Origin of the sequence: Bacteroides sp. CAG:189, assembly GCF_000432295.1 — a bacterium.
Taxonomy (GTDB): Bacteria; Bacteroidota; Bacteroidia; order Bacteroidales; family Bacteroidaceae; genus Bacteroides; species Bacteroides salyersiae.
Genome location: NZ_HF991012.1, coordinates 1 through 26,835, shown reverse-complemented (window position 1 = coordinate 26,835; position 26,835 = coordinate 1). Strand labels below are relative to the sequence as shown.

Here is a 26,835-nt window from a genome sequence, read left to right as displayed (position 1 = left end):
TTTCCCTACATGATTTTCCGGAAGTGGATAAGGTAATGCTCCGTTGCCTGATGATGTCCAAGGAGGAGGAATTGTGGGTGGGTACGAATAATGGTATCTATATCTATAATGTGTTGACCGGGAGCTGTACTAATGTCAAAAATGATTCTTTCGATTCGCATTCGCTTAGTAATAATACGGTAACAACGATGTATACCGATAGGGAAAAGGGGATCTGGGTAGGTACGTTGTATGGCGGTTTGAATTATCAGAGCCGTAGTGCGGAGAATTTTACGGTTTATATTCCGAATGATCATCCGCAGAGTGTACAGAGCCAGTGGATTCATGGTTTGTATTGGGATGAAGAGACCCAGAAGCTCTGGGTGGGAACGGAAGATGAGGGCTGTTCGGTTTTCGATAAGAATATGTCTGTTTTTACTCCGGTCAATACGCATCCTACTGTTACGGTCACCTGTATCCGGAAAATCGACGGGAATATCTGGATCGGATATTTTAAGAATGGTTTGGATGTGGTGTCTCCGTCTATGAAGGTGACGCATTATACAGGTAAAGAACTGGGCTTGAAAGAGGAAAGCATCTTTGCTTTTTGTGAAGATCATACAGGTACTATTTGGATAAGCGACGGCGGGGGCGTATATACGGCGAAAAAAGGGACGATGCATTTTGAGAAAGTGACGGAGTTCGGCTACGGATATATACAGGATATCAAAGAAGACAGCCAGGGGAATATTTGGATTGCGGCAATGGGAAATGGGGTATATCGGTATAATATCCGTTCACAGGAGGCGGAGCAGTATCTTGCGGATGGTAAGCCCGGTTCTATCAGTTCGAATTCGGTCAGCAGCATTTTGGAAGATAGCAAGGGACGCATCTGGCTTAGCACGGACCGGGGAGGTATCTGTTGTTTTCAGGATGAGGCTTTCGAAGTCTATTCGCTTGAAGAGGGATTGCCGGACGATATTGTTTTCAAGGCTGTGGAGGATACTCGTGGAAATATCTGGTTTGGAACGAACCACGGGCTTGTGTGCCTGAATCCGGAGAGCAAAGAAGTACAGGTGTTTGGTAAAAAAGACGGTTTGAGCGTCTCCCGGTTTAATTATAACTCGGCGGCTGTGGTGGATGGAGAAACGATTTTTATGGGAACCATGCATGGGTTGGTCTCATTCAATCCGGAGCAGTTCGTCAGAAACGATTTAATGCCTTCCGTCTATTTCACAGATTTTCTTGTAAATGGGAAAAACCTTCTCCCCAATGTCATCAACCGGTATGATAAGGATTATAAAATAACACTTAAATACGACGAGCGAAACATCAGTATCCGTTTCGTTGCATTGAGTTTCGCTTCTCCGGGGGCTAACCGGTATGCCTATCGCATGAGTAACGTCGATAATGACTGGATCTATACGGATAAGAATGTGATATCTTATGCGGGGCTTACTACTGGAAAATATGTTCTCCACGTGAAAGGGGCGAATAATATGGGAGTATGGGATGAATCGGAGAAGGTCTTGATGATTGATGTACTGCCGCCTTGGTGGGCATCGCCTGTTGCTTATATCATTTATATTCTGGTAGTGTTTTCATTGCTTTTTTACTGGATACGTTCTTACCTGAAAAGAATTGCCCGTAGAAATGAGGAGAAGAATCTGATTTATACAATCGAGAAAGAGAAAGAGCTTTATGAATCCAAAGTGGCTTTCTTTACGAATATTACGCATGAGATACGTACGCCTCTGACATTGATCAGTGGTCCGATGGATCTGGTGATACAGGAGTCTGTACAGTTTCCGAAGAATATACAACGTTATCTTGGATTGATCAAACAGAATGTAGACCAGTTATTGAATCTGGTAAATCAATTATTGGACTTCAAAGCGGCCGGAAACATGAATAAACCGTTGATCTTTTCGGAGATAAAGGCATTGCATCTGATTGAGTCCTTGAAAGAAAGATTCTCTGTGCTGCTCTCGGAAAAGAATAAGACTTTTGAGATTATAGCAGACCGCGTAGATCCGGATATCTGTGTGATAGCCGATAAGGATGCGGTTGACAAGATAATGAATAACTTGATATTTAATGCTATAAAATACAGTGACGCTCGTATTACGGTACGGGTGAGCCGTGATGACGAATACCTGACACTTGAAATTATAAATGACGGCTTGTTGGTATCGAAGGATATGCATGAAGCGATTTTCGAACCGTTTGTCCGGGCAGAAAACAGTAAGGAGAATATAGGCGTGGGGATCGGACTATCGCTTTGCCGGAGCTTGGTGGAGCAGCACCGGGGTACTTTGACCTACGAGGAGATGGATGGGCTGAACTGCTTCGTGCTTAAACTTCCGGTTCGCCAGAAGATAACCGAGAATGTACAGACAGTGGAGATGAGCGACGGGCAGATTCTGCTGAATAAAAACAGCATAAGGGTTACTCTGTTGATTGTAGACGATCATCCGGATGTGGTGGATTTCTTGTCGGAACAGTTGCATGAAGAATATACTGTCCTGACGGCGGCCGATGGCAGACAGGCTTTGGACGTGATAGAACATAATAAGGTAGACATCGTATTGAGTGACATCATCATGCCCAATTTAGACGGATTGTCTCTCTGCCGGAAATTGAAGGCGGAGATAGCTACCAGCCATATATTGGTGGTGCTGTTGACATCGAAGAATGACGTTAGCACGAAGATTCAGGGACTGGAGGCCGGGGCGGATGCTTATGTCGAGAAACCATTCAACCTGAATTACTTATCGGCTTTGCTGAGAAGCTTGATAGTGAACAAAAACCGGGACATCAGCCTGCAGAACACCAAACCACTGATACCGATCGGGCAGGTAGAGATCAATAAGTCTGATGAGAACTTTGTAAATCAGGTGGTGGATATTGTGAATGCAAACATATCCGATCCCACTTTTAATGTGGAGATACTGACGGCAAAGATCCATATGAGTCATTCTAATTTTAGTAAAAAGCTGAAGGGCATTGTAAATATGAGTCCGGTGGAGTTTATCCGTTTCATTCGGCTGAACCGTGCAGCCACTATTTTGTCGCAGGAAGATTGTCAAGTTAATGAGGTGAGTGTGTTGGTCGGCATCAACTCTACAAGTAATTTTATCCAGCAATTCCAGAAACAGTTCGGAAAAACGCCTAATGAATTCCGGAAAGAATGCAAACGGAGAAGGAGCGAACCGGAAAAGTAAAATCGTCCATACTTTAAGTGATTCTCTCTATTTCTTTATAGGGTAAATCCCGGTTACTTTGCGGTCATCAAATGAATGATTAATATTTGTATGACCCTGATGAAAACACAATCGAATCTTTATCTGTTCCTGATAGCCTTGATATCGGCTATGGGAGGTTTTCTTTTTGGCTATGACTGGGTAGTGATAGGAGGTGCGAAACCTTTCTACGAACAATACTTTCAGATAGCAGGTAATCCCGTACTGCAAGGATGGGCGATGAGTAGTGCACTGATAGGTTGCCTGATAGGTGCGTTAAGTGCCGGAAAAATGAGTGACCGCTTCGGTCGGAAGCCGGTTCTTACATTGGCGGCAGGACTCTTTATTTGTACCGCTATCGGTACGGGAGCCGCCAATTCCTTTACTTTTTTCAATGTTTTCAGACTGGTCGGCGGGTTTGCCATCGGTATTGCTTCCAGCCTGTCGCCGATGTATATTGCGGAGATAGCTCCGGCTCATCTGCGCGGACGTTTTGTCGCTATCAATCAGCTGACGGTTGTGCTGGGTATTTTAGCTTCCCAGATTGTGAACTGGCAGATCGCGGAGCCGGTGGAGATAGGAGCTACGTATGAAATGATACGTGAATCGTGGAACGGGCAGATGGGATGGCGCTGGATGTTTTGGGCGATGACTGTGCCGGCTGCTCTGTTTTTCATTTTTAGTTTTATACTTCCCGAGAGTCCTCGTTGGTTGGCCTCTTCCGGCCGTAGGGAAGCCGCTTTAAAAGTCTTTACCCGTATGGGCGGATCTGGTTATGCCCGTCGGGAATTGGAAGCGATTGCCGTGGCGTCTTCGGATAAAAACCGGCAAGGCAGCTTTAAGCAATTATTGCGTCCCGGCATGCGTAAAGTGCTGGTAATTGGTGTTGTGATGGCCGTTTTGCAGCAATGGTGCGGTATCAATGTGATATTCAATTATGCACAGGAGATATTTATGGCTGCCGGATATGGAGTATCGGATGTACTGATGAATATCGTTGTGACCGGAATTACGAATGTCGTGTTTACGGTTCTGGCCATGTTCGTGGTCGATCGTTGGGGACGCAAGGCACTTACTTTGATAGGGGCATTCGGGCTGACTGTGATTTATGCCTTTATGGGGGCAGCCTATTATTTTCACATTACCGGGGTCGTGTTGCTGATTATTGTCGTGACTGCCATTGCATGTTATGCCATGACGTTGGCTACAACCATGTGGGTGATTATCTCCGAGATCTTCCCCAACCGGGTTCGTGGAGTGGCGATGTCGGTTTGCACTTTCGCCTTGTGGGCTGCCTGTTTCATCCTTACTTATACTTTCCCGGTATTGAATAACGGGTTGGGAGCGGCCGGTACTTTCTGGCTTTACGGCATCATCTGCCTTACCGGCGGAATATTTGTAGCACTCTATTTACCCGAGACCAAGGGAAAGAGTCTGGAAGAATTGGAAAAAGAATTAATAAAATAGCAATTATTATAGTATGGAAAAAGTAACTCAATATCTGATTAAGAGTACAGTGCATACCAGTGAGGTACGCGCGTGGGAAGAGGATATTCTACTTCCCACCTATGAAATAGGAAAGGAGGAAAAGAATCCTATTTTCCTGGAAAAGAGAGTGTATCAAGGTAGTAGCGGGTCTGTCTACCCTTACCCTGTGGTGGAAAAGATCTCCGATACGAAAGTGGAAAAGAAATATCATGCTCTCTTTATCGAGAATGAATATATCAAGGTCATGATCCTGCCGGAATTGGGTGGTCGCATACACATGGCTTATGATAAGGTGAAACAACGCCATTTCGTATATTATAATCAAGTGGTGAAACCTGCTTTGGTAGGTCTTACCGGTCCGTGGATATCAGGAGGAATCGAGTTCAACTGGCCGCAACATCACCGCCCCTCTACTTTTCTGCCTACCGATTTTTCTATCGAGGAGAATGCCGACGGCAGTAAAACGATCTGGTGTAATGAAGTGGAGCGCATGTTCCGTACCAAAGGGATGCAGGGTTTTACACTCTATCCGGGTAAGGCTTATATTGAAATTAATGTGAAGATTTATAATCGTACAGCATTTCCTCAGACATTCTTGTGGTGGGCCAATCCGGCCGTGGTGGTGAATGACCATTACCATTCGGTGTTTCCACCCGATGTAAATGCCGTGTTCGATCATGGTAAGCGGGATGTATCTTCTTTCCCTATTGCTACCGGGGTGTATTATAAACAAGACTATTCGGCCGGGGTGGATATTTCCAAATATAAAAACATTCCTGTTCCCACTTCTTATATGGCTATCCAATCGAAATATGATTTTGTAGGTGGTTATGAAGACGATATCCGGGGAGGTTTGCTGCATGTTGCCGACCATCATGTTTCTCCGGGTAAGAAACAATGGACTTGGGGAAACGGGGATTTTGGCAAGGCTTGGGACCGGAATCTTACGGATGAGGACGGACCTTATATCGAACTGATGACAGGAATGTATACGGATAATCAGCCAGACTTTTCATGGTTGCAACCTTATGAGGAGAAGTCGTGGGTGCAATATTTCATGCCTTACAGCGAGGTGGGTTATGTAAAGAACGCCACTAAGGATGCCCTGTTGAATGTAGAACTGAAAGACGACAATGCCCGTTTGGTTCTTTATACGTCAGGTGTCAACAAGGATGTGCATCTGTTGGTGAAAGATGTCCGGGGAACATTGCTGTTCGATAAAACGATTCAGGTTTCTCCGGCAGAGCCGTTCATTGCCACTTTCCCGGCCGAAGGATTGAAAGAGGAAGAGATCCGAATAGAGGTTCGGGATAGCGAGGGCAAGGTAATGTTGACTTATCAGGCTGATAAGCCGGAGATAAAACCGATACCGGATCCTGCTAAGGCAGCAAAAGATCCGAAGGAGATCGCTTCGATGGAACAACTGTTCCTGACCGGGCTTCATTTGGAGCAATATCGCCATGCTACCTATAATCCGATGGATTATTATCAGGAAGCTTTGCGGCGTGAACCGGGAGATGTACGGTGCAATAATGCCATCGGGTTGTTACTGATGCGTAAAGGGCAATTTGCTGCTGCCGAGAAGTATTTCCGTACGGCTGTGGACACGCTGACCGAACGCAATCCCAATCCATATGACGGTGAACCCTATTATAATTTAGGCTGGAGCTGTAAGATGCAGGGAAAGATGGACGAAGCTTATGATGCGTTTTTCAAATCGGCCTGGAATGCGGCCTGGCAGGATGCCGCTTATTATGCCCTGGCACAAATAGATACGGCAAGGGGTAAGTATGAGAGTGCTTTGGATAAGGTGGAACGTTCGCTCATTCGTAACTGGCACAATCATAAGGCTCGCCAGTTGAAAGCCTCTATTCTGCGTAAACTGAACCGGAAGGAAGAAGCATTGGATCTGATACGGGAATCTTTGAAAATAGACCGTTTCAATATGGGATGCCGTTTCGAGCATTATTTATTGACGGAGGATCAGAATTTACTGGCAGAGATGACTGGATTAATGCGCCGTTGGGAACATACATTTATTGAATATGCGCTCGACTTTGGCGGTGCGGGTCTGTATGATGAAGCCATTTTGTTTTTGGAAAGCTATCTTTCGGAAACCCGTAAAGTGTATCCGATGATTTATTATGCCCTCGGGTATTTTCATGCCTGCCGGGGAGAGAAAGCGCATGCACTGGACTATTACCGGAAAGCGGAAAAGGAAGACCACTCCTATTGTTTTCCGAACCGTATAGAAGAGGTCTTGATTTTGCAAAATGCCTTGGAATTGAACGACCGGGCTGCTAAGGCCGCTTACAGCTTGGGGAACTTCTGGTATGCTGCCCGGCAGTATGACCGTGCCATTGAATGTTGGGAGACCTCGGCCGCTATTTGTCCTGATTTCCCTACCGTATGGCGTAACTTGTCATTGGCGTATTATAACAAACAGGATAATAAGGCCAAAGCATTGGAGGCGTTGGAAAAGGCATTCCGTCTGGATGAGAACGATTCACGTATCTTGATGGAGTTGGATCAATTGTACAAGCGTTTGGGGTATTCGCATGAACGGCGTCTTGCATTTCTTGAAACTCATTTGTCCACAACGGAAGAACGGGATGACTTGGCTATCGAACGCATCACGCTCTATAATCAACTGGGACGTTATGATGAGGCGAAAGCATTGATTGCCGGTCGTAAATTTCATCCGTGGGAAGGTGGAGAAGGAAAGATTACCGGTCAGTACGTGTTGTGCCGGGTGGAGCTTGCCAGGGTGGCATTGCGTGAACAGCGTTATGCGGACGCATTAGCTTTGCTGGAAGAGACGGATCAGTATCCCCACAATTTAGGAGAGGGCAAACTGGCAAATGCCGAAGAAAATGATATTTGGTATTATAAAGGAGAGGCTTACCGGGGTTTGGGCGATGAAGAGAAGGCGAAAGTTTGCTTCGAGAAAGCGACTGTCGGTTCCGCCGAACCGCAGCAGGCATTCTATTATAACGATCAGCAGCCGGATAAGATATTTTATCAAGGTCTGGCCTGGCGTGCATTGGGAGATGAGAACCGGGCTCGGGGTTGTTTTAACAAGCTGATCAAACATGGAGAAAAGCACTTGTTTGATACTTGCCGCATCGATTATTTTGCCGTTTCATTGCCCGATCTGGCTATTTGGGAAGACGACTTGAACAAGCGGAACCGCATTCATTGCAATTATGTGATGGGACTGGGTTATCTGGGATTGGATGAAATCCCGGAAGCTGCCGGCTTTCTGGATAAAGTCATAGAATTGGATATCAATCATCAAGGTGCGCAAATTCACCGCAGTTTATGTGACGCTTAATTTTTATATGAGAAGATCTCCATAGGTTTGCATATGGGGATCTTTTTTCTTTTCAATACTTTATAATGAAGGTAATACACGAAATCGCAGGTTATACGGCAATGGGTGAACCTGTTTTTTATTTTAAGGTAGTCAATGCTTCCGGTGCCTGGGTAGGATTTACCAATTGGGGAGCCCGGTGGATTGAAGCGGGGGTACCCGATGGTGAAGGACGGCTGACGGATGTGATAGCCGGTTATGATAATCCGATGGAATATTTGTCCGATACCTATTATATGGGGGCTACGGTCGGTCGTTTTGCCAACCGGATCGCAAACGCTTCGTTTCTGATAGACGGCCTTACCTATCAGTTGGAGGCGAATGACGGGCGACATACAAATCATGGAGGTTATTCCGGTTTTCATCAGCGATTGTGGAAATGGGAAAAGTTGGCCGACGGCATCTGTTTTATGTTGGCTTCACCGGATGGCGATGGAGGATATCCCGGTAATTTGGAGGTAACGGTGGAGTATCGCTGGAGCGAATGCAATGAATTGTCGGTGGATTATTTCGGAGTGTCGGACAAGCCTACCTATTTGAATATGACGAATCATGCCTATTTCAATTTAAGCGGAACAAAGGAGAAGATTCTTTCGCATTCATTGTATATTCCTGCCCAAAAGATAGTAGAGACAAACGCCGGGTTTATCCCTACGGGTATGGTAACTCCGGTGGCAGGCACTCCTTTTGATTTCACTTGCCGTAAACAACTTGGTGTGGATATATATACGGATAATCAGCAGTTGCGTGATAATAGGGGATATAATCATTGTTATATCCTGAAAGAACAGCCTTCCCGTGATATGGTATTGGCGGCTTGTCTCTGCGAACCTGCATCCAAGCGCCGTCTGACAGTGATGACGGATCTGCCGGGGGTATTACTCTATACGGCAGGCTATTATGAATCCCCCGATACGGCAGTCTGCCTGGAGACGCAATTCTTTCCGGATACGCCTTCGCATCCTCATTTCCCTTCGTGCCTGTTAAGACCCGGAAACGAATACAGACAACGGACCGTCTACCGGTTTGACTTGGATTTTCCGGAATGATACAGGATGTTTTTTATCCCTTCTTTTTGGCTTTGTATTCCGAGGGAGGTATGCCCATCGTTTTAGTAAATAACCGGGAAAAGTAGAGAGAATCTTCATAACCCACCAACGGACTGATCTGGCTGATTTTCATATCGGTGAAATCCAGATAGTGGCATGCTTCCTGTATTCTTAGATAGTTCAGATACCGCAAAGGCGAAGATCCGGTCTTCTCTTCGAACAGGTTGGAGAAATAAGAAGTGGATAATTTTACTTCACCGGCAATGTCCGTCAGACGAATCTTCTTATTCAGGTTCTCTTTCATGTAATGAATGGCAAGCTGTACTACATCTTTTCGTGAATGGTTCATAGAACCGCAGTCACGGTATTCTCCGATAAATTTCATAGAACCTAAAAAGTGGAACAGGCTGGTGGTGGCGTACAACATATAATTCTTGTTGTATCCGGAATTGATGGCGGAATAAATCTCCTCAAAGAGCGTCAGCCGTTCTTTTATCCGGGAGTGTGCTTCGGGAGTAATGTTACATGGACGGTCGAATCCGCTACTGAAGAACGCCGCCTTTTTCCCGTCGAAGTGTATCCAGTAGATGGTCCAGGGATTGGCGGTATTACTGCCATAAGCATGTGCCACGTGTTTGGGGAGAATAAAGAATTGGTTGGAATTGATTTCGTTCCGCCGGTGGGCCAGTTCAAACCAGCCTTGTCCTTCTACACAGTAGATAAGGACAAACTCATTAACCTCTTCGGCGGTACGTTCGCAATAATGAAAATTGGCATGCGGATAATAGCCTATATCAGTGATATATAGCTCCTGGCCCAGAGGGTCTTGTTTTAATTTTTCGATCAGGAAAGCCGGTAATACAATGGTACGCTCTCCTTTGAATCCATTTTTAATTCGTGGCATGTCTTGTCAGGTATAGGGTTGATAAATCTGAATATAACAGTTCACGTTATCTGTATTCAAAGTTACCAAAATATTTCTAAACCGGATTGGTTTTATCATAAGTTTTTGATCGCTTTTTTTAGGGTAAGATTCTCCATATCCATAATTTTTTTCTCTATTGATTTCCCTTTCTTTTTAAGCTTACTTTGCATATGATAAATATAATTCTTATTAATATGTTTTTATGATAATATAAAGTGATAGATTTAAAATAATTATGTATGGAAAAACACATGTTTGAAGAACTTTCTTTCCGGAAAGTTTTTAAGTTCATTTTAGCCTTGTTGTTGTTTTCCTGTGGTGCGTCGGGATATGCCGGAGTACTTGACAACCGGGTTGTGAAAGGAGTGGTTAAGGATGAAACCGGTGAACCGCTGCCGGCTGTTACCGTGGTGGTGAAGGGTACGACCAACGGTGTCACTACCGATATGGACGGTGAGTACACTTTGTCTAATGTTCCCGCCGGTTCCACACTGGTATTCTCTTTTTTGGGAATGCAGACACAGGAGATTGTGGTACGAAACCAGAAACGTATCGATGTGGAGATGAAAGAAGATGCTGTCAGCATTGACGAGGTGGTGGTAGTGGCATTCGGTACTCAGAAGAAGGAGAGTATGGTCAGTTCCATCGAGACGGTGAAGCCGGCTGCGCTGAAAGTGCCTTCGAGTAACTTGACTACCGCACTGGCCGGGCGTATGTCCGGTTTGATAGCTTACCAGCGTAGTGGAGAACCGGGACAGGACAATGCCGACTTCTTTATCCGTGGTGTGACGACTTTCGGTTATAAAAAAGACCCGTTGATCCTGATCGACGGTATCGAAACAACGTCTACCGAACTGGCTCGTTTGCAGCCGGATGATATCGCTGCTTTTTCTATCTTGAAAGATGCGACCGCAACCGCTTTGTATGGTGCACGTGGTGCTAACGGCGTTATTCAGGTGCAGACAAAAGAAGGAAAGGAAGGGCCGGCTAAGGTCAGTTTACGCGTGGAGAATTCATTTTCATCCAATACGTCGAATATAGAGCTGGCAGACCCGATCACTTACATGCAAATGGCCAATGAAGCGGCTGTTACACGTAATCCGTTGTCTCCGTTGGTCTATTCGCGCGAGAAGATTGCCAATACGATTGCGGGTAAGAATCCTTATCTGTATCCGGCCAACGACTGGCGTAAGTTGATGACTAATCCGCTTGTGGCAAACCAACGTGCCAATTTGAGTGTGAGCGGTGGTGGTAAGGTAGCCCGTTATTATATTGCGGCCACTTTCTCGAAAGATAATGGTAACCTGAAGAATGACAAGTATGCCGGTTATAAGAATAATATCGATTTGAGCACTTATCAGTTACGGTCGAATGTAAATATTAATCTGACAAAGACGACTGAGGCTATTGTGCGTCTGGCCGGTACGTTCGACGATTACACCGGTCCATTGGATGGCGGTGATACGATGTATAAGAAGATCATGGTTTCCAATCCGGTATTGTTTCCGGCTTATTATCCGTCTTCCGACCTGCCTTCTGCCAAGCACGTGTTGTATGGTAATGCACTGTACAATAACGGTGTGGAATACACGAACCCTTATGCCGAGTTGACAAAGGGATATAAAGATTATTCGAAATCGACGATGGACGCACAGTTCGAGTTGAAACAGGACCTGTCGTTCATCACGAAAGGATTGAATGTTCGTGGCCTGTTCAATACTTCCCGTTATGCCTATTTTGAGGTGGGACGTGCATCGAATCCTTATTTCTATAATGTAGGATCTTATGACAAGAATAGCTCGTATACCATCATGCAATTGAACGAAGATGCCAACCCGACGGAATATCTGGAGTCTACCGGTTCATGGACAGACGTACAGTCTACGGTCTATATGGAGGCGGCTATGTCTTACAACCGTTCTTTCGGTAATCATGATATAAGCGGTTTGCTGGTTTATCAACGTCGCGAAAAGAAGGTATCCAATATCACTGACGATTCGGGGAAAGACAATTTGCAGAAATCGTTGCCTTACCGTAACCAGGGCTTATCCGGCCGTTTTACTTATGCATTCGACAATCGCTATATGGCTGAGTTTAACTTCGGGTACAACGGTTCGGAACGCTTTTACCGTTCGGAACGTTACGGTTTCTTCCCGGCTATCGGTGTCGGTTATGACATTTCGAACGAGAAGTTCTGGAAACCATTGAAAAAGGTTCTTCCCAAGTTTAAGTTGAAATATACCTATGGTCTGGTCGGAAATGATGCGATTGGTGACGAAGACGACCGTTTCTTCTATCTTTCCGAGGTGGATGCAAACGATGCCGGCAAGAGCTATAATTTCGGTACGGACTTCAATTATACAAAGAACGGTGTGACCGTGAGGCGTTATGATAACCGTGATATCACTTGGGAGAAAGCCTACAAATCGAATTATGGCGTAGAATTTACATTGTTCGACGGATTGAATATCCAAGCCGACTATTTTACGGAACACCGTACTAATATCCTGATGGATAGGGAGTCTATACCTTCTACAATGGGACTTTCGGCAAAGGTGCGTGCCAATGTGGGTGAAGCGAAAGCGCGTGGCTTGGACTTGTCGCTCGATTATAACAAGGCATACCGGAATGGCATGTGGTTGCAGGTGCACGGAAACTTCACCTATGCCCATAGCGAATTCCTGAAATATGAAGAACCGGAATACAATGAGAAGTACAAACTTCACGTCGGACAATCGTTAAATCAGGAATTCGGTTATATTGCCGAGCGTCTGTTCATTGACGATGCCGATGTGGCCAACTCTCCGAAGCAGACCTTTGGCGAATATGGGGCGGGTGATATCAAATACCGGGATGTAAACGGTGACGGACAGATTACCGAACTGGACCAAGTGCCTATCGGTTTTCCTACCGTTCCGGAAATCATCTACGGTTTCGGTTTCTCTTTCGGTAGCGCCCGTTTTGACGTTTCCGCTTTCTTCCAAGGGTCTGCCCGTTCCTCTTTCTGGATCGATGCAAAGAATACTTCTCCGTTTGTGCACGTATACGAGGATACCAATTGGGATAACGCTTATATGTGGAAGGATATTCCTTTGCTGAAAGCTTATGCAGACAACCATTGGACAGAGACCAACCGGGACATTTACGCTTTGTGGCCACGCCTGAGTACGACCCGTATGGAGAACAATATCCAGAAAAGTACCTGGTTTATGCGTAACGGTGCTTTCCTGCGTATGAAGACGCTGGAAGTGGGATATACTTTCCCGGAGACATTGACGAAAAAGGCTTATATAAATTCGGCCCGTATCTATTGTAGCGGTAACAACCTGTTTGTTTTGAGCGGATTCAGCATGTGGGATATCGAAATGGGAGGTAATGGCCTGGGATATCCTATTCAACGGGTGATTAATATAGGTGTTCAATTAACTTTTTAAATGAAGGAGACGAAAGCAATGAAATATAATCTTAAAAATAAATTGAGAAATCTGGCATGTGTCTCGTTATTGACCGGCGGAATGTGGGGATTGAGTGCATGTAGTGACTATCTGGATGTCGTGCCCGATAATGTCGGTACGATCGAACATTCTTTCAGCAACCGTAATGAAGCCGAGAAATATCTGTTTACCTGTTACTCATACATCCCTGAGTATCATAGCGAGCGTGCCAACGTGGGATTGATGGGAGGTGACGAGCTGGCTACTTTTTATCCCATCCAGAGTGGGGATGATTATGCAACCTGGCGTATCGGTTTGGGATATCAGAATGTGAACGATCCTTATATGAATTATTGGGATGGCGGTAATGGGGCAGCCCACAGCTTGTACGAAGGACTTCGTGATTGCAATACCTTTCTTACTTATGTTTCCGATCTGAACTATGTAGGTGATCTTGCACCTTCCATGCGAAAGAGATGGCTGGCGGAGGTAAAATTCCTGAAGGCTTATTATCACTATCTGCTGTTGCGTATGTATGGTCCGATTGTGATTATTAATGAGAACCTACCTATCTCTTCCACACCCGAAGAGGTGCGCTTGAAACGTGCCCCGGTCGATAAGGTGGTGGCTTTTATTTCCGACCTGCTTGATGAAGCAAAAACAGATTTGCCTGTGAAAATAGATGATCAGGCAACCGAACTGGGGCGTATCACCCGTCCGGCCGCTTTGATGCTGAAAGCTAAGTTGCTGGTGATGGCAGCCAGCCCGTTGTTCAATGGAAATCCGGATTATGCCGATTTTACGAATAAAGACGGGGAGCATCTGTTTAGTCAGGAATACAGCGTACAGAAATGGATCGATGCCCAAGAGGCCTGTGAAGAAGCAATCGAGATGTGCGAACAGGGAGAGGGCGGTGTCAGCCCGGAGATCGTATTGCACGAAACCCATACGAACATGCTGTTCAGTGACCGGTTGAAACGGGAGTTGAGCTTGCGTGAATGCGTGACGGAGAAATGGAACGATGAACTGATCTGGGGATTGTCCGGTCGTCCGGTAAGCGGCTTGCAGCAGTCTTGTATGTCACGTGTCGGTAAATATCCGTCGAATATGCACGGTGCTTCCGAGAAGATTAACCCGACCATGTATGTTACGGAATTGTATTATACTAAAAATGGTATTCCTCTCGACGAGGATAAGGAGTGGGAATATGCCAACCGTCTGAAAGTGAAGAAAAATACCAGTAACACGGCGAATGAATTTTATCTGATACCGGATTACGAAACGGTGACTGCCAATTTCGACCGTGAACCTCGCTATTATGCCAATATCGGTTTTGACGGTGGTTTGTGGTATCAGAGTAACTGTGTTTCCGGAAACTCATCCGATATTTGGCAGTTGAAAGGACGTGCCGGTCAGGCACAAGGTATCTTAGGAGCTTATGGATATTCTAAAACAGGTTATTGGGCAAAGAAACTGGTCAATCTGGGTTTCGTAAACACAGAGAGCGGTTGGAACTCGGAACAGTATCCGTGGCCGGAATTTCGTTTGGCCGATCTGTATTTGCTGTATGCAGAGGCTGTGAATGAGGCTTCCGATTCGGAAGCGGCCCGTACTTTGGCAATCAGCTATGTCGATAAAATCAGAGAGCGTGCCGGCTTGTCGGGTGTAAAAGAATCTTGGGAAGAGCATTCGCGTAAACCGAATAAGTTCAGAACGCAGTTGGGATTACGGGAAATTATCCAGCGTGAACGCACCATCGAGCTGATGTTTGAAGGGCAGCGTTTCTGGGACGTCCGTCGTTGGAAGATTGCCGATAAAGAATATAACAAGACACTGATGGCATGGAATCCCCGCGGCAAAACAGTGGATACTTATTATCAGCTCACTACGATGTATACGCAGCAGTTTGTGGCACCGCGCGATTACTTTTGGCCGATTAAAGAGAAATCGTTGGTAATCAATCCCAATCTGGTGCAGAATCCGGGATGGCAATAAATGGTTTTAGGATTAAAAACAGAAAGAAATATGAAATCAATAAAAATATATGCACTCACTTTAGGGCTGTTGGCGGTCTTTGCCGGTTGTCAGAACGACGTTGTGAAGCCTTTGGAAAACGACAAGGAAGCACCGGCGCCGGTACGTGATGTTACTTATACAAAGATGTCCGGTTCGGTACTTCTTACCTATACCCTGCCTTCGGATCCGGACTTGCTTTATGTGGCGGCGAGTTATACGAACAAGGCAGGAAAGAAATACGAATTCAAGGCTTCCTACTTCACCAATACATTGCTTGTAGAGGGTTTTGGAGATACGGACACTTATTCGTTGGATGTATATGCCGTGGATCGCAGTGAAAATTATTCGGAACCGGTGAATATACAGGTTGCGGCAGATACGCCTCCGGTGCAGGCTGCTTACGAAACATTGGAGGTACAACCGGACTTCGGCGGAATGACTTTTTCATTTGACAATGCTTCGAAAGCCGACCTCACAGTGTACGTCTCTACTCCGAATGCAGACAATGAAATGGTCAATGCGGAGACTTTCTATACAGGATTGGCGAAAGCGACTTTCTCTGTACGTGGTTTTCTGGATGTTCCCCGTGATTTTGAGATCTGTTTTGAAGATAAATGGGGAAACAGATCTCCGGTGAAAAAGGAAAACCTGACTCCGATATACGAGACCGAACTCGATAAGAAGAAGTTTAAAGAAGTTATTTTGCCGGGCGACTTCCCCTGTACTTTCTATGAGAGCAAGATGGAATACATCTGGGACGGACGGGCGGCAGCCGATGGTGACGGACAAACCGGCGCTCATACGGGTATCGAAGAACACGATGGCCCTACCTGGTTCACTTTCGATCTCGGTGTGCTGGCCAAGTTGAGTCGTTTCAATTTGAAATTCGTGCAAGACGATAAGCACTTCTATAATGACGTTTCTCCGAAGATCTATGAAGTCTGGGGATGTGCGGAATTGGATAAATCCGGAAGTTGGGACAGTTGGACAAAACTGCTTCATATTGAGAATGAAAAGCCGTCCGGCCTGCCGGGAAGCGAACTGACCGAAGACGACCGTCTGGCCGCCAAGGAAGGGGATAACGCGAATTTCCCGTTGGATGCACCGCGTGTACGCTATATCCGCATTAAGTGTATCGATAACTGGACCGGTAACTCGAATATGACGTTTACGGAAGTTACTTTCTGGGGAGATGATAAATCGGAAACGAATAATTGATAAATGCTTGAATTATGAAATTGATAGTTAAATATATATCGGCAATAGGAGTGTTGCTTTTGTTGCTTGGCAATTTTTCCTCTTGCACCAAGATGGATGATTATCTGAAGTATACAGATGGAAAGGAAATACTGTATATCGGCAAGCCGGAGGCGATGCAGATGCGTTCGGGCAGGGAACGTGTACAGTTCTACGGTATTCTAATCGATCCGAAGATTACCCGGCTGCGTATCACTTACAACATGGGAAAGGATGTGATCGACCTGCCCGTTCAGCGTCAGGAGGGAGCGGAAGTGTTTACATATGATATTCCGTTGAAAGAGGGTATTTATAACTTTGTAGTACAGACTTTTGATGATGAAGGACATGCTTCCGTACCGGAATCGCTGATCGGTTCTTCTTACGGCTCGATCTATGAGAGCACATTGTACAACCGGGGCATTTCGTCTGTGAAATGTGAGAACAACTCTACCACGATTAGCTGGTCTACTGCCGATAGCCATTCTCCGTACGTCCATATCTGGTATACGGACGTCAATGAGCAGGAACGTATGGTTCAGGTAGAACAGAGTGAACAGGAAACCGTTTTAGAGGAGTACAAATCGATGAGTGGTTTCAGAATGAAAACTTATTATCTGCCGGATACGGCTGCTGTGGATATCTTTGACATTGAGGCGAATGTGGAGGCGGATGAAACATTGACGGGGACTGTGATGAAGAATGCTACCGAACCGTTTGCGCGTCAGGATGAGGGGACAGAAAAGAGCGGTGTATTGAAAGATTGGGAATATACTCCTAATCTGCTTACTCAAAACGGCGGTCGTACGGGAACTTTCTATGAGGCTTCTGCCGGTAAGACATTTATCAATATGTCTACTCTCAATTATGACAGTGCCATTGAAAACGGTAAAATCTGGCAAAAGGTGACCTTGCCTGCCGGAACCTATGAATTCTCCTTTAATGTGAATACCTCTAAGGGGAATAATCTGAACCCGTATGGCGCTGTGGTGGTGGCAGATGTTTTTCCGGATACCGATCAGGTAGCGGCTACCGCTTTGGCTTCTGTCAATTGGGGGCGTACTACCGGTACAAAGACTTTGAGTTTCACATTGGATGAAGAAACAACGCTTTTGTTGGGTTGGGTAGCCAGTATGGGAGAAAAGAGCGCGGATATCCGTATCAATGCCGTTGCTCTGAACAAGATTCATAAAATAAACACGATAGAGAAAGAAGTAGAATAACATTTTAGGATACAGGTATGAAAACAAGGAAACTTTTGATCGCCCTCGTATTAGGTATGGGAACTGCCACCGCTTGGGCCGGAGAAACGGAGGAGAAACCTTTGTATAAAGACTCTCTGGCGCCTATCGAGAGCCGGGTAGAGGATTTGCTGAGGCGTATGACGCTTCATGAAAAAACATTGCAGTTGCAGAATAGGCCTGTCGGGAGAATAGATGAGATAGAATCCATCTTTCAAGGGCAGAGCTATGGTTGCACACACGAAATGGGAAAGACTGCCGAAGAGTGTGCGGGCATCTATAATGAATTGCAAAAGTATATGCTTACCAAGACCCGTCTGGGAATTCCTATCCTGACAGCCGTGGAGGGTATTCAAGGAATCCTTCAGAATAATTCGACTCTTTTCCCACATTCCATTGCGCAGGGGAGTACTTTCAATCCGGAACTGATTGAGCGTATGACGGATGCCGCCGGTAAGGAGGCTGCGGCAATGGGAATCCACCAGGTACTTTCACCGGTATTCGACATTGCCCGTGAATTACGTTGGGGAAGAGTAGAGGAGACCTATGGAGAAGATCCTTTCCTTATCTCGGAAATGGGAATTGGCTTTGTGAAAGGATACCAGAAACATCAGATAACCTGTACGCCCAAACATTTCGTGGCTCACGGAACACCGGCCGGTGGTCTGAATTGCGCTTTTGTCAGTGGCGGTGAACGGGAATTCCGGAGTATCTATCTTTACCCTTTTGCCCGTGTGATTAAGGAGACGAATCCGTTGTGCATCATGAGTTGTTACAGTGCATATGATGGCATACCCGTGTCGGCTTCTCCTTACTATATGACGGATGTGCTGCGTGATGAATTGGGCTTTAAAGGGTATGTTTATTCCGACTGGGGGTCTGTGGACCGGGTGATGACTTTTCATTATGCCGTCCCCACCCGTGAAGAGGCTGCAAAGGTTTCGTTGATTGCCGGTGTGGATCTGGACGTGGATTCGGATTATGAAACGTTGGAGCAACAGGTGAAAGAGGGCAAAATCGATGAAGCTTATATCGATAAGGCGGTTCGTCGTGTTTTGTACGTGAAGTTTGCTTTGGGCTTGTTCGACCGTCCTTATTACGGTGACCCGAAACTGGTGAAAAAGGTGGTTCGCTCGGACAAACACATTGCATTGGCAAAAGAGGTAGCCGACGAAAGCACTATTCTGTTGGAAAATAAGAATAATATCCTTCCGCTCGATTTGTCTAAATATAAATCTATTGCCGTAGTAGGCCCGAATAGCAATCAGACTGTTTTCGGTGATTATTCCTGGACAACACCGGATACCAAAGAGGGGGTGACGTTGTATCAGGGATTGCAGCAAGTACTGGGTAAAAAGAAAACCATTTTGCAGGCGGATGGCTGTAACTGGTGGAATCGGGCGGATAGTAAAGACATAGAGCAGGCTGTGAAAGCCGTAGAGCAGAGTGATCTGGCTATTGTGGCGGTAGGTACGCGCAGTACGTTTCTGGGTCGTGGTCCTCGTTACTCGACAGCCGGTGAAGGCTTCGACCTTTCTTCTCTGGAGCTTCCCGGAAACCAATCGGAACTGTTGAAAGCCGTTAAGGCCACGGGCAAACCGATGATTGTCGTTTTGATATCCGGTAAGCCGTTGGTAATGAGCTGGGCGAAAGAAAATGCGGATGCAGTGCTGGTGCAATGGTATGCAGGAGAGCAGCAGGGACGCTCGCTTGCCGATATTCTGGTAGGGAATGTCAATCCTTCGGGACGCGTGAATGTGTCGTTTCCGAGGAGTACGGGTAACACGCCTTGTTTCTATAATTATTATCCTACGGACCGTGTGCAGCGTTTTGACCGTCCGGGCACCTATGAAGAACCTGCCGGGCATTATATTTTTGAACATCCGTATGCACTTTGGGAGTTTGGTTATGGATTGAGCTATACGAACTTCAATTATTCCGGATGTACATTGAATGACTCCATTTACTCCGATCAGGGTACGATTGTGGCCACAGTAGAGGTGGAAAATACCGGAAAGCGGGATGGAAAAGAGGTGGTTCAGCTTTATGTCCGCGATAAGATCAGTTCGGTATCTACTCCTATCAAGCAATTAAAGGCTTTTAAGAAAGTATTTATTAAAGCCGGAGAGAAGAAAAAAGTGACTTTGGAAGTACCGATGTCCGAACTGGCCCTTTACGATGTCCGGATGAAACCTGTGGTGGAACCGGGTGAGTTTGAAATACAGATAGGAAGTTCTTCCGACCGTATTCATTTTAATAAAACGATTCTGGTAAAATAATCGGTCGGTAAGGTTGCTCAAAAGATAAAATCCGGTTCCGGATAACAGAATATCACTTGGGATTTACCCCCTTCACCGCTTTCACCCTTCACTCTGTATCGCCTTGTTCAAGGGGGATACGGGGTGAAGGGTTTTTGCAACCGTGCAAAAGCTGTCCGAACACGGTGCCCGTAGGAGCTAAGGACCGTTTGCAGGATTCGTAAGGACACATCCCAGTGCGCCTTCACCCTATATCTCCGATGAATAAACCGATTGAGAAAAAAAGTGAAGGGGTAAAAACATACTGAATGCAGCTTATTTTGCAGAATAGATTCTGTTTATGAAAAAGATGTAGCGTCTTTCAGAAAAATTTGCTACGTCTTTGGGGAACTTCTCATACAGTGTTTTGAGTTCTGTTTCGTATTGACATATAGACTAATTGTTAATGGCAATCCTGACCTTTGAACTCAATATTTCCAGTTTGGATATGATATATTAAAGTCCAAAAAGGGGGATCGTAGAAAGCAGGAATAGGTTCTTTGTAAGAAAACCTTTTTTTAGTTTTTGATATAATATTAGGAGGTATTTCTCCATGTAACCAGTAATAAAAATCATTATACTTAAAAAAAACTATAGATTTTTCTGCTGGTATATCCTCAAGACTTAAACAGATCGAATAACTCGTACTGTCTATTGCCTTAAAAAGTATGAAAAAATTTTTCCACTTACTATCTTTCTTTACTCCACATCCTTTTTGAGAAAATAATACAGTGTTTAAATTAGTAATAAAAGTACTGTCAATTTGCAATTCAGGTAATGCGAATGTATGAGTTTTTTGTGTCATATTTGGAGGGGTAAACCTTTCGTTTTTTTGTGCTTGAATTACGGTTACACCTCCAATGAGCAAAAATAAAAAAATCTTTTTTTTAACGTCCATATTGACTCCTTGTTGGTTTACAATAAGTATCATACATGTCTCTAAAAAAGAATCTATCACTAATATAATGATAAATCCAAAAAGAATAGGTGTCGTTATAGTAGTTTATGACAACATTATTGGTTTCTATATAATAAGAAATTTGCTTCTTTTGGTTTGTGTTGATGAATAATGAATTCTTATATCTTTCTACAAGAAACAAATGTCCGGCATATTCAAAGCACTTCTCATCCAATTCTAATCTGGTTAATATTGAACCTATCGCGCGATTTACACTTCATCAATAGAATCGTTAAGGTTACGGGAATAAATGTTAAAAATTAAGTTGGGAGTATAGTAAACACATTGTTGCTCATGTTTGATTATACAATCAAGAATAGGTAGTAATTTTTTATTTTTTTTACTTCCAAAACCTCCAAGTAGGCTGTATGACTGACTGCCTCTAATCTCAATGATAAACAAAGGCTGACTACAGTTAATAGTAGTGAGGAATAGCATATCTTCATATCCATTTTTTATAGATTGATTACCTGTGGAATTTAATTTACCTTTCAAGTTTTTTTTAATCACAAAACAGTATTTACTACGATAAATACTATTTGAAATAATCAATATAAATAACTATCCATCTGTTTTGGCGTTTTTCTAATCCGTAAGTTATCTTTTTTATAGAACTGTTTGTATTCCTTGCTTTGAAACAAACGACCGCATTATTTTCTGTTATAGTTTCTTCTATGTTATAGTCATAATATTTAAAATCGTTTGAGATTTTTTTGTCTTTACCGAGATTGTATTGAAGTTTTATTGTTCTTTTCCAATCCGATTCAGGATTTTCTAACCCTAATTTTGAATATACCTGTATTACATCTATGTATTGTATTGCTTCTTCAAAAGCCAAACTTTGTTCTGCAGATACTAATTTCACCACCGTTACAAATGGGGTTTCTAAAATTGTGGATTTATTTTCGGTACAAGAAAGCATTATCAACGCAGATATAATTATATAAGATTTTAAATGTCTATTTTCCATAATATTGCAAATAAGGTTTAGCAACAACAGATTTTGGCCCCTTTATATTTGTAGCACCTGGTAATGCCATTGTAGCATTGTATAAATTGTTTGGTGCTACAACTCTTGTGTCGTTATATATAAACCTTAAAGCACCTGGGATTTTCACAAACTGGCTGGCATCTAATGTTGGAAATACCTGTTTTAAAGCATTTTCGGCAAATGTAGAACAATTAAAACTGCTAGCATTATATGCTTTTCCCGAATTTGATGTATTAGAAGCATAACCTTGAATTTTTGTATCTTGGTCGTAAGTTGTATTTATCTGCACAATTCCATCAGCAGCTCTGCCTTCAGCACTAACACTTCCACTTCTCAATCCTGTTGGATCTTTTGTTTGTAAATCAGATAAACTATTGATTGTCACCCCTTTCGAGTAATCAGATTTTACATTGCTTTGTAACTCAGTTTTTCCTACAGGACTATTGGGCCACAAATCGTAATATGTCATAGTCCCATCTTTGACCATTTCATAAGTGGGATTTCCTTTACTGTCTAATACGACATTTCCTTTCTTATCTCTGACTTCTTGTTGTTTATAGTTATCAATTGCAATTCCAGCATGTCCAGTTTCGTTATTTCCTGAAAACCAAATCAATAGATAGCTGTCTTTTCCATCTGGATCAATAACATTTACGGGATTATTAAAACAATAGGCATAGGGACTAATACTATAGTACTTTTCAGCATGTGGATCAATCGACATAAATTTTTTCTCATTTGGGTTGAGGATAATTGATTTAAGCACACTGTCGCTCTCATTTAATAAATTCAAAGACAAGGTGTTTTTATCAAACTCAATGCTATGTATTTTGCTATTTGAGTCCGAATTTACTACTTTGAATTTCGTTTCGGGCATTTCAATCATTGATTTTACACTCTGTTCCGGTGCAAAATTGTCATAAGGAGTCTGTGCCAAAGCACTCAACGCAAAAAACGTTATTATGCTCAAAAATAAAATTTGCCTTTTCATAATGTATACTGATTTATGTTATTTCTCTGTATTCAATTTTGTCTGTTTCACTTTTATATCATTGACCATCTTTTCATAATCTTCAGGTTTTATTGTAGAGTAGCCAATTTTCGAAAGATATTGGAACGTGGAATCCATTGCTTCAAATTCTCTCATAAGTTCCGGATAATTAATAATGTCCCTATATCCTTTCAGACCCATATCGATTATTTTACTGTCTAATCGGAATTTTAAATCGTTTCCTTTGTTAGTTTGCAATTGGCTATTGGGATAGTACTGTAAACCAATGCTGTAACATTTCCTGATAAAATCATCTGAATATCTTCCTGTTTTATACTCATAATAATTTATTACGGATACTGCCGGTACGGGTGCCTTGTTTATCGCTCCGGAGAAGATGTCTGTTTCAGTAGCTCACTGGCGTGCAAGCGATATGTATGTCAATCGTGACAATCGAGTGAAACATCCTTATCAGATGAGTTTCAGAAAGAATACCGTCGTTTGTCTGGATGCCCGGAATCGTGCACTGGGAAATGCCAGTTGTGGACCGGATGTGAGAGAAAGGTATGAATTGAAAGCCGAGAATACTATTTTCAATTTTATAATTTCTCCTATAACCGAGAAGAGTAGTAATGACCGGCTCTCGGAGCAGGGCAGAATCTCGAGTCCGGTTTGTTCTCCTGTAAAAATAGAGAAAGATACTAAAGGAAATGTTGTTTTGTCAACAACAACCGAAGGTGCCACTATTTATTATAGTGTAGATGATACGGAATTCCAACAGTACAAAGAACCAGTAAATATGGCTCAGGGTGGAACAATCAGAGCTTATTGCAATCGGGTTGGATATTTTGAGAGTATGTTGACTTCTATGGATATTAATCTTTTTGTTGATAAGTCCTTGTGGAAAATCGTTGGTTGTTCCAGCCAGCAAGGAGGAAGTGAAAAAGTTGAGAATGCGATTGACGGTGATGAATCTACGATCTGGCATACCCAATATGGGAACAGTGAGCCGGCACATCCTCATGAGATTGTGGTAGATATGGGACAGACTTACCGAGTGGATGAGTTCGTCTATCAGGGAAGGAAGGACGGTTCTAACGGCCGTATAAAAGAATATGAAATTTATTTTAGTAATAGTCCGGTTGTATGGGGATCTCCATCTGCTACAGGGCTATTTTCCGATACGCCCGATCCTCAGCATGTAAAGATCATTTCTAATCCATCTGCACGTTATTTTAAATTGATAGCTAAATCCGAAATAAATAATAAGGCGTGGACTGCTGTTGCCGAGCTGGGAATTGAAGCGTCTGCTATTGTTACTCCGATAGGAGAAGCCTGTGATAATTTACTTTCAGACCAAAAATATTATATAAAGGATATTGCTTCCGGATTGTACTTACAGTGGAAACACGATATTGGCAGTAATTATGAAGGAGAATTCTGTATTAATCCTTTAGATCGCAACAATGAAACTTTCGTGTTCACTTTTTCTAAAGTAGACGGTTTTACTTCTTTTTATAATCTTCGAGTTGGTAGTAAATATATGAATAAAGGTGAAGGCGGTTGGAGGTGTGGTATTGGTATGGTAACCGATAATAAAGACGGGTGGATACAGTTGGAGACACAGGATGATTGTACATTTAAAATGCGTGGAATGTGGCAAATATCTAAATATTTCAATTTTGATAACCATACGGAAGGTTCATATATTTATTCTGATAAATCGGACGGTGCACTTCTGAAGTTAGAAAAATTCGGTGAAGTTAGCATTATTCCGGTGACTGATATTCCCGGAATTTCTGTTTATCCGGCTATTTCCAATGGTGAGATTGCCGTATGTACTCCGGGTAAAGCGGTAATAAAAGTGATGAATGTGGGTGGTTACATATTGGCTGACTATCAATCGGAAGGCAAGCTTACGATTGGGATGAATTATACTGATGGAGTGTATCTGGTCGGGGTGGAAACAGAGAACATTCCTCGGATGGCTACCTATAAAGTTATGCTATATAGATAAATATTTGTTAATCCTATTTATTAATTAAATCGAATCGGAAAATGAGAAAATTACTCTTTTTTTTATTTATGTTAGTTTTATCTTTACCCGGTCAGGGGAAAGATATACGTATTTTAGCTATTGGTAATAGCTTTTCGGAGGACGCTATCGAACAGTATCTATATGAACTGGCTCTTGAAGGTGGTGATAACTTGATTATCGGGAATGCTTATCGGGGTGGCCAAGGGTTAGAATCCCATTGGAATGTGGTTGTTAATAATGATGCGGCTTTTGAGTATCGGAAGGTAGTTGATGGAAAAAAAACGAATAATACCAATAGAACCCTCGAAGCGTGTGTGAAAGATGAACCATGGGATTATATAACCTTTCAACAAGTAAGTCAAGATTCGGGAAGACCAGAAACGTATGAACCTTATTTAGGCAATTTACTGGATTATGTGAAAGGGATTGTTACTAATAATAATGTGAAATTCGGATTACATCAGACATGGGCTTATGCAAAGAATTCTACTCATGGTGGGTTTGCTAACTATGGTAATAATCAGCAGACGATGTACCAGGCAATCGTGGATGCTGTAAATCAGGCAAAAAAGAATCATAGTGAAATTAGTTTTATAGTTCCTTCCGGTACGGCTATTCAGAATGGTCGTACAAGTTTTATAGGGGATAACTTCAATCGTGACGGATATCATCTTGATTACGGGATGGGACGTTATACTGCGGCCTGTACATGGCTTGAAATTATAACCGGACAGAGTGCTGTGGGGAAAACTTATAAGCCCTCGGCTGTAAACGATGTTGTGGCTATGGTTGCTCAACAGGCTGCTCATGCGGCTGTAGAATCACCTGATAAGGTGACATCATTAGAGAATATAGGTTATGAGGGCGATAATACAGTGGTGCCTGTAAAACCGGTTAATGTGAATTTTGGATCAGTCAGCGAATCTGCATTGTGGAATAATATTTCTTCTTCCAGTAAATCTGTTTTCGGTTTAAAAGATATGGATGGAAATGATACCCAGATCGTAACGATATTGGACGATGAATTTAACGGAACTAATGGAGAAGGGGTCCAACAAACGACTACCGTGCTTGATATGCCTGCAGATGTAGCCAAAAGTTGCTGGTGGGGATACGCCGAAGGGAATTTTGAAAACAAGCCTCAGCAGCCTACCGGTGGATTTATATTTTTTCATTTAAATAAAAGGGAATTATATATTTTATAACCTATAATTCATAATTGAGTAACCTTGGGAATTTTCTTGAGGTTATTTTTTCTACAAAGTTATTAATAGAAACTTTGACAGATATGAATGAAACCATAATTAAAATCAAAATTTTAGATGATGGCAGTAATGATGCTACCATTATTGTGACAGGTGAACGAAACCGGACTTTTATGTTTGAAGAAGAATTTGCGTACGCGGATAAAGAAAAGCCTATTTTGAGATTGCATTATTTAAAGCAACGTGCTTTAAAATATCCGGAATTGTGTGGAAAACTAAGTATTGTTTGTATACGCAAAATATTAAACGGACTTTCTTTGAAAAGTAAGTCCGCAGGAATACCCGATTATAGAACGATTGAAAAATAAGAAG

At 43.3% G+C, this 26,835-nt stretch carries 17 protein-coding genes; 12 read left to right on the top strand and 5 right to left on the bottom strand.

The genetic code is table 11. The features are described 5' to 3' along the window. From QVP90_RS03390 to QVP90_RS03375, 4 genes are all read left to right on the top strand, one after another. Positions 1 to 3,203: two-component regulator propeller domain-containing protein (locus QVP90_RS03390; RefSeq protein ID WP_288203914.1), on the top strand; the 3,203-nt coding region annotated here is incomplete at its 5' end. Positions 3,204 to 3,293: 90 nt separating this feature from the next. Continuing rightward, on the top strand, positions 3,294 to 4,688 hold the full coding sequence (locus tag QVP90_RS03385) for a sugar porter family MFS transporter (protein ID WP_021935650.1): 1,395 nt from the start codon (positions 3,294 to 3,296) through the stop codon (positions 4,686 to 4,688). Between the two features lie 13 nt (positions 4,689 to 4,701). Continuing rightward, positions 4,702 to 8,043, top strand: coding sequence for a DUF5107 domain-containing protein (locus QVP90_RS03380; protein WP_021935649.1), 3,342 nt, complete (start codon positions 4,702 to 4,704; stop codon positions 8,041 to 8,043). A 65-nt stretch (positions 8,044 to 8,108) separates the two neighbouring features. Continuing rightward, complete coding sequence (locus QVP90_RS03375; RefSeq protein ID WP_021935648.1) at positions 8,109 to 9,131, top strand: aldose epimerase family protein; 1,023 nt, start codon at positions 8,109 to 8,111, stop codon at positions 9,129 to 9,131. 13 nt (positions 9,132 to 9,144) lie between these two features. Here the strand turns inward: QVP90_RS03375 and QVP90_RS03370 are convergent, their stop codons facing one another. Then, entirely contained in the window at positions 9,145 to 10,035 is an 891-nt protein-coding gene (locus QVP90_RS03370; RefSeq protein WP_007479909.1) for an AraC family transcriptional regulator, read from the bottom strand. 260 nt (positions 10,036 to 10,295) lie between these two features. Here QVP90_RS03370 and QVP90_RS03365 point away from each other — a divergent pair, with 260 nt between their 5' ends. The 5 genes from QVP90_RS03365 to QVP90_RS03345 are packed head-to-tail and all read left to right on the top strand — an operon-like array spanning position 10,296 to position 20,262. Further along, complete coding sequence (locus QVP90_RS03365; RefSeq protein ID WP_007479910.1) at positions 10,296 to 13,490, top strand: SusC/RagA family TonB-linked outer membrane protein; 3,195 nt, start codon at positions 10,296 to 10,298, stop codon at positions 13,488 to 13,490. Next, the gene (locus QVP90_RS03360) at positions 13,491 to 15,485 is read left to right on the top strand and encodes a RagB/SusD family nutrient uptake outer membrane protein (RefSeq protein ID WP_007479911.1); all 1,995 of its coding nucleotides are present in this window, start codon (positions 13,491 to 13,493) and stop codon (positions 15,483 to 15,485) included. A 30-nt stretch (positions 15,486 to 15,515) separates the two neighbouring features. After that, positions 15,516 to 16,724 (top strand): DUF5000 domain-containing lipoprotein, encoded by a 1,209-nt coding sequence (locus QVP90_RS03355; RefSeq protein WP_021935646.1) that lies wholly within the window; start codon positions 15,516 to 15,518, stop codon positions 16,722 to 16,724. 14 nt (positions 16,725 to 16,738) lie between these two features. Continuing rightward, complete coding sequence (locus QVP90_RS03350; RefSeq protein WP_021935645.1) at positions 16,739 to 17,965, top strand: DUF4998 domain-containing protein; 1,227 nt, start codon at positions 16,739 to 16,741, stop codon at positions 17,963 to 17,965. 17 nt (positions 17,966 to 17,982) lie between these two features. Further along, positions 17,983 to 20,262, top strand: coding sequence for a glycoside hydrolase family 3 N-terminal domain-containing protein (locus tag QVP90_RS03345; RefSeq protein ID WP_021935644.1), 2,280 nt, complete (start codon positions 17,983 to 17,985; stop codon positions 20,260 to 20,262). Positions 20,263 to 20,683: 421 nt separating this feature from the next. Here the strand turns inward: QVP90_RS03345 and QVP90_RS03340 are convergent, their stop codons facing one another. From QVP90_RS03340 to QVP90_RS03325, 4 genes are all read right to left on the bottom strand, one after another. Then, a complete protein-coding gene (locus QVP90_RS03340; RefSeq protein WP_264380949.1) occupies positions 20,684 to 21,178 on the bottom strand; it encodes a hypothetical protein in 495 nt (164 codons plus the stop codon). 270 nt (positions 21,179 to 21,448) lie between these two features. Further along, positions 21,449 to 21,733, bottom strand: a complete 285-nt coding sequence (locus tag QVP90_RS03335) for a hypothetical protein (RefSeq protein ID WP_224203521.1) — start codon at positions 21,731 to 21,733, stop codon at positions 21,449 to 21,451. Positions 21,734 to 21,773: 40 nt separating this feature from the next. Further along, a complete protein-coding gene (locus tag QVP90_RS03330; protein ID WP_224203520.1) occupies positions 21,774 to 22,208 on the bottom strand; it encodes a hypothetical protein in 435 nt (144 codons plus the stop codon). Continuing rightward, positions 22,198 to 23,220, bottom strand: a complete 1,023-nt coding sequence (locus tag QVP90_RS03325) for a hypothetical protein (RefSeq protein WP_005928816.1) — start codon at positions 23,218 to 23,220, stop codon at positions 22,198 to 22,200. Before QVP90_RS03325 ends, QVP90_RS03330 begins: the two co-directional genes overlap by 11 nt. A 397-nt stretch (positions 23,221 to 23,617) precedes the next feature. On the opposite strand from QVP90_RS03325, the gene QVP90_RS03320 reads away from it, so the two are divergent. The 3 genes from QVP90_RS03320 (at position 23,618) to QVP90_RS03310 (ending at position 26,831) form a co-directional block, all read left to right on the top strand. Next, a complete protein-coding gene (locus tag QVP90_RS03320; RefSeq protein ID WP_288203909.1) occupies positions 23,618 to 25,237 on the top strand; it encodes a discoidin domain-containing protein in 1,620 nt (539 codons plus the stop codon). A 41-nt stretch (positions 25,238 to 25,278) separates the two neighbouring features. Continuing rightward, positions 25,279 to 26,463, top strand: a complete 1,185-nt coding sequence (locus tag QVP90_RS03315) for a DUF4886 domain-containing protein (RefSeq protein ID WP_021935640.1) — start codon at positions 25,279 to 25,281, stop codon at positions 26,461 to 26,463. 83 nt (positions 26,464 to 26,546) lie between these two features. Further along, on the top strand, positions 26,547 to 26,831 hold the full coding sequence (locus QVP90_RS03310; RefSeq protein ID WP_021935639.1) for a hypothetical protein: 285 nt from the start codon (positions 26,547 to 26,549) through the stop codon (positions 26,829 to 26,831). Positions 26,832 to 26,835: the final 4 nt, after the last annotated feature.

Excerpts from the sequence above, each read along its gene's own strand:
- QVP90_RS03385 (WP_021935650.1), top strand. The coding sequence starts at position 3,294 with ATGACCCTGATGAAAACACAATCGAATCTTTATCTGTTCCTGATAGCC.
- QVP90_RS03380 (WP_021935649.1), top strand. The coding sequence starts at position 4,702 with ATGGAAAAAGTAACTCAATATCTGATTAAGAGTACAGTGCATACCAGT.
- QVP90_RS03375 (WP_021935648.1), top strand. The coding sequence starts at position 8,109 with ATGAAGGTAATACACGAAATCGCAGGTTATACGGCAATGGGTGAACCT.
- QVP90_RS03370 (WP_007479909.1), bottom strand. The coding sequence starts at position 10,035 with ATGCCACGAATTAAAAATGGATTCAAAGGAGAGCGTACCATTGTATTA.
- QVP90_RS03365 (WP_007479910.1), top strand. The coding sequence starts at position 10,296 with ATGGAAAAACACATGTTTGAAGAACTTTCTTTCCGGAAAGTTTTTAAG.
- QVP90_RS03360 (WP_007479911.1), top strand. The coding sequence starts at position 13,491 with ATGAAGGAGACGAAAGCAATGAAATATAATCTTAAAAATAAATTGAGA.
- QVP90_RS03355 (WP_021935646.1), top strand. The coding sequence starts at position 15,516 with ATGAAATCAATAAAAATATATGCACTCACTTTAGGGCTGTTGGCGGTC.
- QVP90_RS03350 (WP_021935645.1), top strand. The coding sequence starts at position 16,739 with ATGAAATTGATAGTTAAATATATATCGGCAATAGGAGTGTTGCTTTTG.
- QVP90_RS03345 (WP_021935644.1), top strand. The coding sequence starts at position 17,983 with ATGAAAACAAGGAAACTTTTGATCGCCCTCGTATTAGGTATGGGAACT.
- QVP90_RS03340 (WP_264380949.1), bottom strand. The coding sequence starts at position 21,178 with ATGGACGTTAAAAAAAAGATTTTTTTATTTTTGCTCATTGGAGGTGTA.
- QVP90_RS03330 (WP_224203520.1), bottom strand. The coding sequence starts at position 22,208 with ATGGAAAATAGACATTTAAAATCTTATATAATTATATCTGCGTTGATA.
- QVP90_RS03325 (WP_005928816.1), bottom strand. The coding sequence starts at position 23,220 with ATGAAAAGGCAAATTTTATTTTTGAGCATAATAACGTTTTTTGCGTTG.
- QVP90_RS03320 (WP_288203909.1), top strand. The coding sequence starts at position 23,618 with ATGTCTGTTTCAGTAGCTCACTGGCGTGCAAGCGATATGTATGTCAAT.
- QVP90_RS03315 (WP_021935640.1), top strand. The coding sequence starts at position 25,279 with ATGAGAAAATTACTCTTTTTTTTATTTATGTTAGTTTTATCTTTACCC.
- QVP90_RS03310 (WP_021935639.1), top strand. The coding sequence starts at position 26,547 with ATGAATGAAACCATAATTAAAATCAAAATTTTAGATGATGGCAGTAAT.